12 protein-coding genes are annotated in these 13,186 nt (G+C 60.9%); 3 read left to right on the plus strand and 9 right to left on the minus strand.

The window, feature by feature from the left end; all coding sequences use genetic code 11:
- Positions 1 to 108: 108 nt before the first annotated feature.
- From AC1Q6I_RS29235 to AC1Q6I_RS29245, 3 genes are read right to left on the minus strand one after another with little or no spacing between them, the layout of a single operon-like run.
- On the minus strand, positions 109 to 879 hold the full coding sequence (locus AC1Q6I_RS29235) for a MetQ/NlpA family ABC transporter substrate-binding protein (protein ID WP_024072617.1): 771 nt from the start codon (positions 877 to 879) through the stop codon (positions 109 to 111).
- A gap of 50 nt (positions 880 to 929) precedes the next feature.
- Entirely contained in the window at positions 930 to 1,604 is a 675-nt protein-coding gene (locus tag AC1Q6I_RS29240; RefSeq protein ID WP_024072618.1) for a methionine ABC transporter permease, read from the minus strand.
- Positions 1,604 to 2,611 (minus strand): methionine ABC transporter ATP-binding protein, encoded by a 1,008-nt coding sequence (locus AC1Q6I_RS29245; RefSeq protein WP_024072619.1) that lies wholly within the window; start codon positions 2,609 to 2,611, stop codon positions 1,604 to 1,606. Before AC1Q6I_RS29245 ends, AC1Q6I_RS29240 begins: the two co-directional genes overlap by 1 nt.
- A 244-nt stretch (positions 2,612 to 2,855) precedes the next feature.
- Here AC1Q6I_RS29245 and katE point away from each other — a divergent pair, with 244 nt between their 5' ends.
- A complete protein-coding gene (gene katE / locus AC1Q6I_RS29250; protein ID WP_256581280.1) occupies positions 2,856 to 5,018 on the plus strand; it encodes a catalase HPII in 2,163 nt (720 codons plus the stop codon).
- A gap of 109 nt (positions 5,019 to 5,127) precedes the next feature.
- On the opposite strand, the gene AC1Q6I_RS29255 is transcribed toward katE, so the two are convergent.
- The 4 genes from AC1Q6I_RS29255 to AC1Q6I_RS29270 are packed head-to-tail and all read right to left on the minus strand — an operon-like array spanning position 5,128 to position 7,933.
- Positions 5,128 to 5,847: a PA5502 family lipoprotein gene (locus AC1Q6I_RS29255; RefSeq protein ID WP_102624629.1), complete on the minus strand. Its 720-nt coding sequence runs from the start codon at positions 5,845 to 5,847 to the stop codon at positions 5,128 to 5,130.
- A gap of 37 nt (positions 5,848 to 5,884) precedes the next feature.
- Positions 5,885 to 6,673, minus strand: a complete 789-nt coding sequence (znuB, locus tag AC1Q6I_RS29260; protein WP_024072622.1) for a zinc ABC transporter permease subunit ZnuB — start codon at positions 6,671 to 6,673, stop codon at positions 5,885 to 5,887.
- Positions 6,666 to 7,451: a zinc ABC transporter ATP-binding protein ZnuC gene (gene znuC / locus AC1Q6I_RS29265; RefSeq protein ID WP_102624630.1), complete on the minus strand. Its 786-nt coding sequence runs from the start codon at positions 7,449 to 7,451 to the stop codon at positions 6,666 to 6,668. The genes znuB and znuC overlap by 8 nt, the downstream gene beginning before the upstream one ends.
- A complete protein-coding gene (locus AC1Q6I_RS29270) occupies positions 7,451 to 7,933 on the minus strand; it encodes a Fur family transcriptional regulator (RefSeq protein WP_102624631.1) in 483 nt (160 codons plus the stop codon). Before AC1Q6I_RS29270 ends, znuC begins: the two co-directional genes overlap by 1 nt.
- A 58-nt stretch (positions 7,934 to 7,991) precedes the next feature.
- Between AC1Q6I_RS29270 and AC1Q6I_RS29275 the strand changes: the two genes are divergently transcribed.
- Entirely contained in the window at positions 7,992 to 8,921 is a 930-nt protein-coding gene (locus tag AC1Q6I_RS29275) for a zinc ABC transporter substrate-binding protein (protein WP_024072625.1), read from the plus strand.
- A gap of 64 nt (positions 8,922 to 8,985) precedes the next feature.
- On the opposite strand, the gene AC1Q6I_RS29280 is transcribed toward AC1Q6I_RS29275, so the two are convergent.
- Both AC1Q6I_RS29280 and AC1Q6I_RS29285 read right to left on the minus strand, forming a co-directional pair.
- A complete protein-coding gene (locus AC1Q6I_RS29280; protein ID WP_024072626.1) occupies positions 8,986 to 9,939 on the minus strand; it encodes a homoserine kinase in 954 nt (317 codons plus the stop codon).
- Between the two features lie 56 nt (positions 9,940 to 9,995).
- Positions 9,996 to 10,286: a DUF2782 domain-containing protein gene (locus AC1Q6I_RS29285; RefSeq protein WP_024072627.1), complete on the minus strand. Its 291-nt coding sequence runs from the start codon at positions 10,284 to 10,286 to the stop codon at positions 9,996 to 9,998.
- 74 nt (positions 10,287 to 10,360) lie between these two features.
- Between AC1Q6I_RS29285 and polA the strand changes: the two genes are divergently transcribed.
- Positions 10,361 to 13,135 (plus strand): DNA polymerase I, encoded by a 2,775-nt coding sequence (gene polA / locus AC1Q6I_RS29290; RefSeq protein ID WP_024072628.1) that lies wholly within the window; start codon positions 10,361 to 10,363, stop codon positions 13,133 to 13,135.
- Positions 13,136 to 13,186: the final 51 nt, after the last annotated feature.

The following is a 13,186-nucleotide window of genomic DNA, read 5'->3' on the forward strand; positions in this document are numbered from 1 at the left end:
CTGTAAACCATGTCCCCGGTTAGAAATGTAAACGATGTCCCCGGTTTGTACCGGGGCAAGCCCCCTCCCACATTTTTTGATCTCCAGAGTGTTGGAGACCGAGTCGGATCAGAACGCCGGCAGGATTGCGCCTTTGTACTTCTCTTGGATGAACTGCTTCACCTCAGGCGTGTGCAGGGCGGCAACCAGCTTTTTCACGGCGTCCGAATCCTTGTTGTCTTCGCGGGTTACCAGGATGTTCACGTAAGGCGAGTCATTGCCTTCGATCACCAGGGCGTCCTTGGATGGGTCCAGCTTGGCTTCCAGCGCGTAGTTGGTGTTGATCAGCGCCAGGTCGACCTGGGTCAGCACACGCGGCAGGGTGGCGGCTTCCAGTTCACGGAACTTGAGTTTTTTCGGGTTGCCGGTGATGTCCTTGATGGTCGACAGGATGTTGGTCGGGTCCTTCAGGGTGATCAGGTTGTGCTTGGCCAGCAGCAACAGCGCGCGGCCGCCATTGGTGGCGTCGTTCGGGATCACTACGTTGGCACCGTCCGGCAGGTCTTCCAGCTTTTTGTACTTGCTCGAGTAAGCACCCAGGGGCTCCAGGTGCACGGCGCCGACGCTCACCAGCTGAGTGCCCTTGGCTTTGTTGAACTCATCAAGGTACGGCTGGTGCTGGAAGAAGTTGGCGTCCAGGCGTTTTTCAGCCACTTGCACGTTCGGCTGCACGTAGTCGGTGAAGACTTTGACTTGCAGGTCCACGCCCTCTTTGGCGAGTGCAGGCTTCACGAATTCGAGGATTTCCGCATGGGGTACCGGCGACGCAGCGACGGTAATTGTCTCGGCGTGGGCGGAAAACGCGGCGACGGCGGCGAAAGCAACCAGTAGTTTTTTCATCCAGCAAGCTCCTTGTTCGGGCATGTGCCGGCGGGGGCCGGCAATGGCCGTTATTTTCGAGAAAAGTGCACCACCAGCTTGTCGCCGACGGTTTGCAGAATTTGCACCAGAACCAACAGCATCACCACGGTGACCACCATCACGTCGGTTTGGAAACGCTGGTAACCGAAGCGGATCGCCAAGTCACCCAGGCCACCGGCGCCGACCACACCGGCCATGGCGGTGTAGGACACCAATGTAATCGCCGTCACCGTGATCGCCGCGAAAATGCCGGGGCGAGCTTCGGGCAGCAGGGCGTTGGTAATGATCTGACGCGTGCTGGCGCCCATGGACTGGGTGGCTTCGATGATGCCGCGGTCGACTTCGCGCAAGGCGGTTTCCACCAGCCGTGCAAAAAATGGCGTTGCCCCGACGACGAGTGGCGGGATAGCGCCGGCCACGCCCAGCGATGTGCCGGTGATCAGTACCGTGAACGGGATCATCACGATCAACAGGATGATGAACGGCAGCGAACGCAGGATGTTCACGATCAGCGACAGCAGCGCGTATACACCTTTTTGTTCGAACAACTGGCGCGGGCTGCACAGGAACAACAGCACGCCCAGTGGCAGGCCGAGAAGCACAGTGAAGAACAGCGAGCCAAATAACATGATCATGGTGTCGCCGGTGGCGAGCCAGATTTCGGACCAGTCGATATTGGCGAAGAAACTCAACAGGACTTCCATTAGCGCAGGACCTCCATGTGGACGTCTGCGGCGGTGAAGCGCGCAAAGGCCGCTTCCATGTCGCCGCCGGTGACGGCGAGGGTCAGTTGCCCGTAGGGGATGTCTTTGATGCGGTCGATACGCCCGGCAAGGATGCTGTAGTCCACCCCCGTTTCGCGAGCGACGGTACCCAGCAGCGGCGCGTAGGTCGCTTCGCCCTGGAATGTCAGGCGCACGATACGGCCTGGTACATGGGCGAAGTCATCGCGCTGCTCGCCTTCATCGACCTGCTCGGCTTCCTGCACGAAGCGCTTGGTGGTCGCGTGCTTGGGGTGCAGGAACACATCGGCCACCGAGCCTTGCTCGACGATCACGCCGGCGTCCATCACGGCGACCTGGTCGCACACGCGGCGGATCACATCCATTTCATGGGTGATCAGCACGATGGTCAGTTTTAACTCGCGGTTGATCTCGGCCAGCAATTGCAGGACCGAGGCGGTGGTCTGCGGGTCGAGGGCGCTGGTGGCTTCGTCGCACAGCAGAATCTTGGGTTTGGTCGCCAGGGCGCGGGCGATACCGACGCGCTGCTTCTGGCCGCCGGACAGCTGCGCCGGGTATTTCCTGGCATGGTCCGACAGCCCGACACGAGCGAGCAATTCGGCCACGCGCTGGTCGATTTCCCTGCGGGACAATTCGCCGGCCAGGGTCAGCGGCAGTGCCACGTTGTCGGCAACGGTCTTGGAGGCCAGCAGATTGAAGTGCTGGAAGATCATCCCGACCTGCTGGCGGAAACGACGCAGGCCGTTGGCGTCCAGGGCCGTGACTTCTTCACCGTCGACATTGATCTGGCCGCCGCTGGGTTCTTCCAGGCGGTTGATCAGGCGCAGCAGGGTGCTTTTACCCGCACCCGAATGGCCGATCAGGCCAAACACCTGGCCGTTCTCTACGCGCAGGCTGGTGGGGTGCAGTGCGGGGATATCCTTACCGGCGACGCGGTAGGTTTTATGGACGTTATGAAACTCGATCACGTAGCGAACCTTGTGGGGCGCATGGAAAAGGGATCAGCGGTTAGCCGGGCGCGCATTTTAGCCTGTCCGTATAGCGTTTCTTAGCATTTATTTCGCATTCATCCAGCGATTTGGCAATAACGCGATCAAAGGTCATAAAAAAGGAACGGTACAAAACTGCGTCAGTCACTACTTAAGCAACGCGATTTCCCAGGTGCCGTGCCTGGGGTTTTGCTCAAACGAGCCGGGGACCGCTCTGGCCACTTTGAATAAGGAGTTTTGTCTGATGAGTACCAAGAAGCCAGCTACCCCGCCGAAGAGTGAACTCGCGGGCACCGATACCCTGGACCGTGGCAACACCAACGCCAAGCTGCAGGCCCTGGAGGCGTTCCGTTCCGACGCGACCGGCCAGGCGCTGCGTACCAACCAAGGCGTAAAGATTTCCGATAACCAGAACACGTTGAAAGTCGGCGCCCGCGGCCCGTCGCTGCTGGAAGACTTCATCATGCGTGAGAAAATCACGCACTTCGATCACGAACGTATCCCGGAGCGCATCGTGCATGCCCGTGGTACGGGCGCCCATGGGTATTTCCAGACCTATGCAAACCATTCAGCGCTGAGTAAGGCTGGCTTCCTGCGGAACCCCGAGCATAAAACCCCGGTGTTCGTGCGCTTTTCTACGGTGCAGGGCCCGCGTGGTTCGGGCGATACCGTGCGTGACGTGCGGGGCTTTGCCGTGAAGTTCTTCACCGACGAAGGCAACTTCGACCTGGTGGGCAACAACATGCCGGTATTTTTCATCCAGGATGCGATCAAGTTTCCTGACTTTGTGCACGCGGTAAAACCTGAGCCGCACAACGAGATTCCTACCGGCGGCTCGGCGCACGATACGTTTTGGGATTTTGTCTCGCTGCAGCCGGAGTCGGCACACATGGTGCTGTGGGCAATGTCCGACCGTGCCATTCCAAAAAGCCTGCGCGCCATGCAGGGGTTCGGTATTCATACCTTCCGCTTGATCAATACCGAAGGTAAGTCGAGCTTCGTGAAGTTCCACTGGCATCCAAAGGTCGGGACCTGCTCGCTGGTGTGGGACGAGGCGCAAAAGCTTGCCGGTAAAGACACCGACTACCACCGCCGCGACCTGTGGGAAGCCATCGAAAGTGGCGATTACCCTGAGTGGGAGCTGGGTGTACAAATCGTCGCCGAAGAAGATGAGCATAAGTTCGACTTCGACCTGCTGGACCCGACCAAGATCATCCCCGAGGAGCTGGTGCCCATCACCCCGCTGGGCAAGATGGTGCTTAACCGCAACCCGGACAACTTCTTTGCTGAAGTCGAGCAAGTTGCGTTCTGCCCTGGCCATATCGTCCCAGGCATCGACTTCACCAACGACCCGTTGCTGCAAGGCCGTCTGTTTTCCTACACGGATACCCAGATCAGCCGACTGGGAGGGCCGAACTTCCATGAGCTGCCGATCAACCGGCCGGTAGTGCCTTTCCATAATGGTCAGCGCGACGCCCAGCATCGCACGGTGATCGACAAGGGCCGTGCGGCCTACGAGCCGAACTCGATTGACGGCGGCTGGCCCAAAGAAACCCCGGCAGCTGCTCAGGATGGCGGTTTTGAGACCTACTATGAGCGGGTCGACGCGAACAAGGTCCGTGAACGCAGTGAGTCGTTTGGCGATCACTTTTCCCAAGCCACGCTGTTCTTCAACAGCATGAGCCATCATGAGAAAGAGCACATCATCGCGGCCTACAGCTTCGAGTTGGGTAAGGTGGAGCGTGAGTTTATCCGTGCGCGCCAGGTCAACGAGATTCTGGCCAATATCGATCTGGAACTGGCCAAGCGCGTGGCGCAGAACCTCGGTTTGCCGGCGCCGACCAAGGGCACGGTACCGCCACGCAAGACGTCATTGAAAGAGTCGCCGGCGCTGAGCCAGGTGAACCTGCTGTCGGGCGATATCAAGACGCGCAAAGTAGCGATCCTTGCCGCTGATGGCGTGGATGGCACAGCGATTGATGCGCTGAAGAAGGCGCTGGAAGCTGAGGGTGCCCATGCCAAGCTGTTGGGGCCGACTTCGGCGCCGGTGAAGACGGCTGATGGCAAGCGCCTGAAGGTGGATGCGTCGATGGAAGGCATGCCGTCCATTGCGTTTGATGCGGTGTTCGTGCCTGGCGGGAAAGACTCGGTGAAAGCCTTGAGCGGTGATGGTGTGGCGTTGCACTTCCTGCTGGAAGCCTACAAGCATCTGAAAGCGATCACGGTGGCCAGTGACGCGAAGCCATTGCTGGATTTGCTCAAGCTTGAGGCGGATGCGGGGTTGATCGTTGGTTCGGATGCGAAAGCGTTCAAGGCGTTTTTTGCCGCGATTGCCCAGCATCGGGTTTGGGATCGTGAGCCGAAGGCCAAGGCGATCCCGGCCTGATTTTTTGGTTGTTTGTTAGATCGTCATCGGGGGCAAGCGCCCTCCCACATTTGGAATACATTTCAAATGTGGGAGGGACGGTGCGACGATTCGACTTGCCCCCGATGCGTCATTCCGCCTTACGCGGAGTCAGCACAACCTGCGCCGAGATGTTCTTCAGAATCTGCCGTTGAATCTTCAGGTCATACCCCGAATCAATCCGCTTCACCCGTTTGGTCAGCAGCGTGGCCAGCCACGGGTAATCCTGGGTGCGCGGCACCTGGAGGCTGACTTCACACTGGTAATTCACGACATCGGTAGCGATGGCGTCCAGTTGATGGCGCAGTTCTTCGATATCGGTGAGGTTCAGCGCTACGGTAGTGCTTTGGGCGGACGGGTCGATGACCTTGGCGACGGGTTTGGTTTCGGCGGCTTTCAGGGCGGCCTCGGCTTTGTCCAGCTCGGCTTTGCGGGCGTGGGTGATGGCGCTGTTTACCCCACCCGTCAGCGCCGGGGCCTTGGGCATCAATGCACGGGCACGGCTCAGGGCGGTGGCGGCGGCGTTGACATCGCCTTTTTGCAATACGATTTGACTGCGTTGCAGATAGGCTTCGGCCAATTGGCGCTGGTACGCCTCCAGCGCTGGGTCGTTGGGCGACTCGGCCTGCAATGCGGCGAGCTGGTCTTCGGCGGTGGCCAGCTCACTGCTGGCGAGGTTTTGCTCCAGCTGTGCGATGGCCGCAGCGCGCGCGTCAGGCGCCTCGGGGGCGGCGGGCGGTGTGCTTTGACAGGCGCCCAGCAGCAGGGAAAATGCGGCAAGGAGCAGATAACGGGAGGTGAACGGCTTCATTCCTGCGACTCTCTATTTGCGCAAAAAGCGAGCAAGTCTACACCCCTCGACGGGGCAGGACAAAACTCAGCAGAAACAGGGCGGCGGCCGTGACCACAATCGACGGTCCTGCCGGGGTGTCCTTGAACCAGGACAGCGCCAGGCCCCCGCATACCGCAAGCATCCCCAACAGGCTGGCGCCGAGCGCCATCTGCTCCGGTGAACGGGCGTGACGCTGGGCGGCGGCTGCGGGGATGATCAGCAGCGATGTGATCAACAATACGCCGACAATCTTCATCGCGACAGCGATCACCACTGCGATCAACAACATCAGCGCCATGCGCAGAGCGGGGACGGGCAAGCCTTCGACGGTGGCCAGCTCCTCATGCACGGTGATCGCCAGCAGTGGCCGCCACAGGCTCACCAGCAGCACCAGCACGGCTGCGCTGCCGCCGAGGATCCAGGCCAGGTCGGTTGGGCTGATTGCCAGCAAGTCACCGAACAGGTAGGCCATCAGGTCGATGCGCACTTCATGCATGAAGCTCAGCACCACCAGGCCCAGGGACAGCGTGCTCGGCGCCAGGATGCCCAGCAGCGTGTCGGAGGCCAGCGGTTGGCGCTGTTGCAGGGTCACGAGCAGTACCGCCAGCAGCAGGCAGCCTGCCGTCACGGCGATGGTTGGGCTGACGTCCAGCAGAAAACCCATGGCTACGCCCAGCAGCGCGGCATGCGACAACGTGTCGCCGAAGTAAGCCATGCGCCGCCAGACCACGAACGAACCCAGGGGGCCCGCCACCAGCGCCAGAGCCAAGCCTGCCAGCAGGGCGTAGAGCAGAAAATCAGCCATGCTTGCAGCTATCTCCATGAACGTGGGTGTGAGGTGTCGCGGGATCGTCGACCACGGCGCCATGCAGGTCATGGGCGTGGTCGTGATGGTGGTGGTAGATCGCCAGGCTCTGTGCGTTCTTGCCGAACAGTTCGACAAACGCCGGATCGCCGCTGACCTGTTCCGGGTGGCCGGAGCAGCACACATGACGGTTGAGGCACACCACCTGGTCAGTGGTACTCATCACCAGGTGCAGGTCGTGGGAAACCATCAGCACACCGCAGCCATGGCGGTCGCGCAGGCGGGTGATCAGGCTGTACAACTCGGCCTGGCCAGCGACGTCGACGCCTTGTACCGGCTCATCGAGCACCAGCAGTTCAGGCTCGCGCAACAGGGCGCGGGCCAGCAAGACGCGCTGCATTTCGCCCCCGGAGATGCTTTGCACCGGGCTGTCGATCACGTGTTCAGCGCCGACTTCCTTGAGCGCCGCCTGCGCGCGGGTGCGGTCCACGCCGGGTACCAGGCGCAGGAAACGCAGCACGGACAATGGCAGCGTTGGGTCCACATGCAGTTTTTGTGGCATATAGCCGACGCGCAGCTTGGGCTTGCGCCACACGCTGCCAGTGTCGGGCTTGAGCAGGCCGAGGACAGCGCGCACCAGGGTAGTCTTGCCGGCGCCATTGGGGCCGATCAGGGTGACGATCTGCCCCGGCTCCACACTCAGTGCGATGTTATCCAGCACGTTTTGCCCGGCGAACGTGACCCCGACCTGCTCCAGGCGGATTAGCGCATTGCTCATCAAGCCCCCTGGCAACCGGAGCAGAGACCGACGACTTCGACGGTTTGCCCTTCCACCTTGAAGCCGACATCGGCGGAACTCTTGATAATGGCGTCGCTGATGCTTTTTTGTTCAAGCTCGATGGCGGCGTGGCACTTGCGGCAGATCAGGAACTGGCCCTGGTGGGCGTGTTCCGGGTGATTGCAGCCGACAAAGGCGTTGAGCGAGGCAATGCGGTGTACCAGGCCGTTGTCCAGCAGGAAGTCCAGTGCGCGATACACCGTGGGCGGCGCGGCGCGGCGCCCGTCCTGCTCGCTGAGCACGCCGAGAATGTCGTAGGCGCCCAGTGGCTTGTGGCTTTGCCACACCAGCTCCAGCACCCGCCGGCGCAAAGCAGTCAGGCGCAAGCCCTTCTGTGCGCACAGGGTATCGGCTTCCGACAGCGCGGTATGCACGCAGTGAGAGTGGTCGTGGGGACGGCTGGCAAGCGGTGTTATAGGCATGAGCGGCGACAGACATTTGATAGAGACGTTATTATGTTACCCGTTCCTACGCCATTGAGTGGTCATCGTGTCCCGACTTTTTCCCGTTTTTGTCGTATTTGCCGCCAGTTTGTTCATTGCCGGTGCCGCGCAGGCCGAGGTCAAGGTGCTGACCAGCATCAAGCCGCTGCAACTGATCGCCGCGGCTGTGCAGGAGGGTGTGGCCATTCCAGAGGTGCTGCTGCCGCCAGGCGCGTCGCCCCATAACTACGCCTTGCGCCCATCCGACGTACGGCGTGTGCAATCGGTGGACTTGCTCTATTGGATCGGCCCGGACATGGAAAGCTTCCTGCCCCGCGTGCTCAAGGGCCGTACGGCGGCAACCGTGGCGGTGCAGGACCTGCCGGGCATGAAATTGCGTCGTTTCGCCGAAGATAGCCATTCTCACGCCGATGATGCTGACGAACATGACCACGATCACCGCCCGGGCAGCCTGGATGCACATTTGTGGCTGTCGACCGTCAACGCGCGGGTCATCGCCGCGCGCATGGCTGCGGACCTCAGCGCCGTTGACCCGGAGAATGCCGAGCGTTATCAGAGCAACGTGAAAGCGTTTGATGGCCGCCTGGATGCTTTGGACGCGCGCCTGAAAGCGCGTATGGCAGGCGTCAGTGCCAAACCTTACTTCGTGTTCCACGAGGCCTTCGACTACTTTGAAGACGCTTATGGGCTCAAGCACGCCGGTGTGTTCAGCGTCGCGGCCGAAGTGCAACCCGGCGCCCAGCACGTGGCGGCGATGCGTACGCGTTTGCAGGAAGTCGGTAAGACCTGCGTGTTCAGTGAACCACCCTTGCGCCCGCGCCTTGCCGAGACCTTGGTGGCCGGTTTGCCGGTGAAACTGGCGGAACTGGATGCACTGGGCGGCTACACCCCGGCGTCGGCCCAGGGTTACGAGCAGGTGTTGGATAAGTTGGGGAATGACCTGGCAGGTTGCCTGGAGTCGTTGTAAGCCTCAACCAAGATCAAATGTGGGAGGGGGCAGGCCCCTTCCACATTTTTGACCGGGTGGGTCCTTAGAGCGCGAATGGCAGGTGGACGGTGACCTGCTGGCGTTGCGCCAACCGATGCTCGAACTCGGCGGGATCGTGGATCAACACATCTTGCCCGGCAAAGGATTCCGCGGCGATCAGTCGCGACAGCCAGAACCGCACGCAGGCCACGCGCAACATGGTCGGCCACAACTCGGCCTCCTTGGCGGTGAACGGCCGTAGCCCTGCGTAGGCACCCAGCAGCGCACGGGCACGTTGCCCATCTATCACGCCGTCGGCATCCGAACACCAGTCATTCAGGGCGATCGCCACGTCGTACAACATTGGCCCCGAACAGGCGTTATAGAAGTCGATCAAGCCCGTCAGGTGCGTGCCTTCGAACATCGCGTTGTCACGGAACAGGTCGGCGTGAACGTTGGCGCGCGGCAGGGCGAGGATCTCGACCTTGTGGGCCTCGATTTCAGTCAATGCAGCTTGCAGCAGGCTTTGCTGTGCATCGTTCAAGTGCGAAATGAGCTGCGCGCCTTCGCTGAGCATCCAGTTCAGCCCGCGATCAGTCTTGCGTTCCAGCACTTTCTCGCCTTGCGTCGCCAAGTGCAGATGGCCGAGCAGGTCGCCGACCTGGGCGCAGTGCTGGGCGTTGGCGTCCTTGATGTGCTTGCCGGCCAGGCGCGGTTGCAGCAACGCTGGTTTACCGGCCAGTTCGCGCAAGGCTACGCCGTCGGTGGTGCGCAGGGCGTAGGGCACGGGCAGGTCGGCGTCGTGGAGCACGTCGAGCAGTTCGATGAAGAACGGCATTTCTGCGACCGGGCCGCGTTCAACCAGGGTCAGGACGAACTCGCCTTGCTCCAGGCTGATAAAAAAATTGGTGTTTTCGCTACCAGCGGCAATCCCCTGGAAGTCAAGCAGGCGGCCGAGCCCATAGGGGGCAAGAAAGGTTTCCAGCTCGGGCCGAGCCAGGGGGGTGAACACAGACATGGTTAAAACTGCCATTACGGGCGCTGCGGGGAGCAGCGCCGATTAAAGTTAAGAAATCATTTCCATTCGAAGATCTTCCATGAAGGGATCAGCATATCCGGCTGGTCAGAGCGGATGAAGTTCGCATCGGTTCCGTCCGCGCGCACCAGGAAATACGGTGGAAAGCCTTTCTTGGTCACCTTGATTGCGTACAGGAAACCGTTTTGGCGGTACTCCTGGATAGTCCGGTCGCCTTCCGTGCGAATGGTGACTTCCGGGTCGCCCGAAGGGGCGGTGTCTGCCGCCATGGCGGCCAGCGGAGCGAATGCAAACAAGCCGGTCAACAGCAGGCGATTGAATGTACGCATGATAACCTTGTCCCTTTGTTTTCATTGGTCCGGCTATTCTAGCGCCTGACCCGCCGAAAAGGTTGATCCTGCTCATGAGCCAAGCACCCCTCGTCCTGGTGGACGGTTCTTCTTATCTGTACCGCGCCTTCCATGCGCTGCCACCGCTGACCACCTCCAAAGGCCTGCCGACCGGTGCGGTCAAGGGCGTGTTGAACATGCTCAAGAGCCTGCGCAAGCAGTACCCGGACAGCCCGTTCGCGGTGGTGTTCGACGCCAAGGGTGGGACCTTTCGCGACGATATGTACGCGCAGTACAAGGCCAACCGTCCGAGCATGCCCGATGACATGCGCTTGCAGATCGAGCCGCTGCACCAGAGTGTGATCGCCCTGGGCTTCCCTTTGCTGTGCGTCGAAGGCGTCGAGGCCGATGATGTCATCGGCACCCTGGCCCGCAGCAGCGCGGCCGCTGACCGCCCGGTGGTGATTTCGACCGGTGACAAGGACATGGCGCAACTGGTGGACGGGCACATTACCTTGGTCAACACCATGACCGGTAGCGCCATGGATGTGGAGGGCGTAAAGGAGAAATTTGGCGTCGCTCCGGAGCAGATCATCGACTATCTGGCGCTGATGGGCGACTCGTCCGACAACATTCCAGGGGTTCCAGGCATTGGTCCCAAAACCGCCTCTGGCTTGTTGGTGGGCGTTAATGGCGGCCTGAAAGAGTTGTACGAGCAACTGGATATCGTGCCAACCCTGCCCATCCGCGGTGCCAAGACGCTGCCGGCCAAGCTGCTGGAGCATAAGGAGATGGCGTTCCTGTCCTACCAGCTGGCAACCATCAAGATCGATGTACCGCTGGATGTGGGCTTGGATGACCTGCACCTGATCGAGCCGGATCGCGAGAAGCTCCTGGAGTTGTACACCCTCCTGGAGTTCAAGAGCTGGTTCGACGAAGTGCAACGCGACGCCAAGCGCTCTGGGCTGGAGGTGGCGGCTCCGGTTGTGGAGAATGCGCCGCTCGTCGATACCGCGCTCAAGTACGAAACCATCCTCGACCAGGCGCGTTTCGACGTGTGGTTGAAGAAGCTCGGCGACGCCAAGTTGTTTGCCTTCGACACCGAGACCACTGGCATTGATGCCCAGCAGGCGCAATTGGTGGGCTTGTCGTTTGCAGTCCAGCCCTATGAAGCCGCCTACATCCCGCTGACCCATTCCTACATGGGCGTACCGGAGCAACTGGACCGTGACACGGTGCTGCGCGCACTCAAGCCGATTCTCGAAGACCCGAGCAAGCTCAAGGTCGGCCAGCACGCCAAGTTCGACATGAACATCCTGGCCAACTGCGCTATCGGCGGTGATCAGGCATGCGGCATCTCGGTGCAGGGCATTGCCTACGACACTATGCTCGAGTCCTACGTCCTGGATTCCACCGCCACCCGCCATGATATGGACAGCCTGGCTCAGAAATACCTGGGTCACACCACCGTCAGCTTCCAGGATATCGCCGGCAAAGGCGCCAAACAGCTGACTTTTGACCAGATCTCCCTCGAACAAGCCGGCCCATATGCCGCAGAAGATGCTGACGTGACCTTGCGCCTGCATCAGACCCTGCATGAAAAACTCCTGGCTATCCCAAGCCTGGCCTCGGTGCTGACGGATATCGAAATGCCGTTGGTGCCGGTGTTGGCGCGTATCGAACGCCAGGGTGCGCTTGTGGATGCCAAGCTCCTCGGTGTGCAGAGCGTTGAGCTGGGGAACAAGATGGTCGAGTTGGAGCGTGAGGCATTTGCCATCGCGGGTGAGGAATTCAACCTTGGCTCACCCAAGCAATTGGGCGCGATCCTCTACGAAAAACTCGGCCACCCGGTGCTCAGCAAGACCGCCAAGGGCCAGGCGTCGACCGCCGAAGCGGTGCTCGCCGAGTTGGCCGACCAGGATTTCCCGCTGCCCAAGGTGCTGATGCAATACCGCTCGATGAGCAAGCTCAAAAGCACCTACACCGACCGCCTGCCAGAGCAGATCAACCCGCGCACCGGGCGTATTCACACGTCTTATCACCAAGCGGTGGCGGCAACCGGGCGTTTGTCGTCCAGTGACCCGAACTTGCAGAACATTCCGATCCGCACCGCCGAAGGCCGGCGGATTCGCCAGGCGTTCATCGCGCCCAAAGGCTACAAGTTGCTGGCGGCGGACTACTCGCAGATCGAACTGCGGATCATGGCGCACCTGGCCAAGGATGAAGGCCTGCTGCATGCTTTCCGTAATGACCTGGATGTGCACAAGGCTACCGCTGCCGAAGTATTCGGGGTGGCGTTGGATGCGGTGACCACCGACCAGCGGCGCAGCGCCAAGGCGATCAACTTCGGCCTGATCTACGGCATGAGCGCGTTTGGCCTGGCCAAGCAGATCGGCGTCGACCGCAAGCAATCCCAGGCGTATATCGACCGCTACTTCGCCCGCTACCCTGGCGTGCTGGCTTATATGGAACGCACCCGCGCCCAGGCGGCCGAGCAGGGATACGTCGAGACCATTTTTGGTCGTCGCCTGTACCTGCCGGACATCAACGCGAAGAACCCGGCGCTGCGCAAGGGTGCCGAACGGACGGCGATCAACGCACCGATGCAGGGCACGGCGGCGGACATCATCAAGAAAGCCATGGTGGCGGTGGATCACTGGCTGGCCGAGTCGGGCCTGGACGCCAAAGTCATCCTGCAGGTGCACGATGAATTGGTGCTGGAGGTTCGCGAAGACCTGGTCGATACAGTGCGTGAGGAGATTCGTCAGCACATGAGCCAGGCCGTGACACTGGATGTGCCCTTGCTGGTGGAAGTGGGTGTGGGCGACAACTGGGACGAAGCCCACTGATTTCGGGGCTTTGCCGCCACCCAGCGTGGCGGCTGAGCGCGTTAGATCCGA

This window comes from Pseudomonas sp. MPR-R2A5, assembly GCF_058793055.1.

Excerpts from the sequence above, each read along its gene's own strand:
- AC1Q6I_RS29235 (WP_024072617.1), bottom strand. The coding sequence starts at position 879 with ATGAAAAAACTACTGGTTGCTTTCGCCGCCGTCGCCGCGTTTTCCGCC.
- AC1Q6I_RS29240 (WP_024072618.1), bottom strand. The coding sequence starts at position 1,604 with ATGGAAGTCCTGTTGAGTTTCTTCGCCAATATCGACTGGTCCGAAATC.
- AC1Q6I_RS29255 (WP_102624629.1), bottom strand. The coding sequence starts at position 5,847 with ATGAAGCCGTTCACCTCCCGTTATCTGCTCCTTGCCGCATTTTCCCTG.
- znuB (WP_024072622.1), bottom strand. The coding sequence starts at position 6,673 with ATGGCTGATTTTCTGCTCTACGCCCTGCTGGCAGGCTTGGCTCTGGCG.
- znuC (WP_102624630.1), bottom strand. The coding sequence starts at position 7,451 with ATGAGCAATGCGCTAATCCGCCTGGAGCAGGTCGGGGTCACGTTCGCC.
- AC1Q6I_RS29270 (WP_102624631.1), bottom strand. The coding sequence starts at position 7,933 with ATGCCTATAACACCGCTTGCCAGCCGTCCCCACGACCACTCTCACTGC.
- AC1Q6I_RS29280 (WP_024072626.1), bottom strand. The coding sequence starts at position 9,939 with ATGTCTGTGTTCACCCCCCTGGCTCGGCCCGAGCTGGAAACCTTTCTT.
- AC1Q6I_RS29285 (WP_024072627.1), bottom strand. The coding sequence starts at position 10,286 with ATGCGTACATTCAATCGCCTGCTGTTGACCGGCTTGTTTGCATTCGCT.
- polA (WP_024072628.1), top strand. The coding sequence starts at position 10,361 with ATGAGCCAAGCACCCCTCGTCCTGGTGGACGGTTCTTCTTATCTGTAC.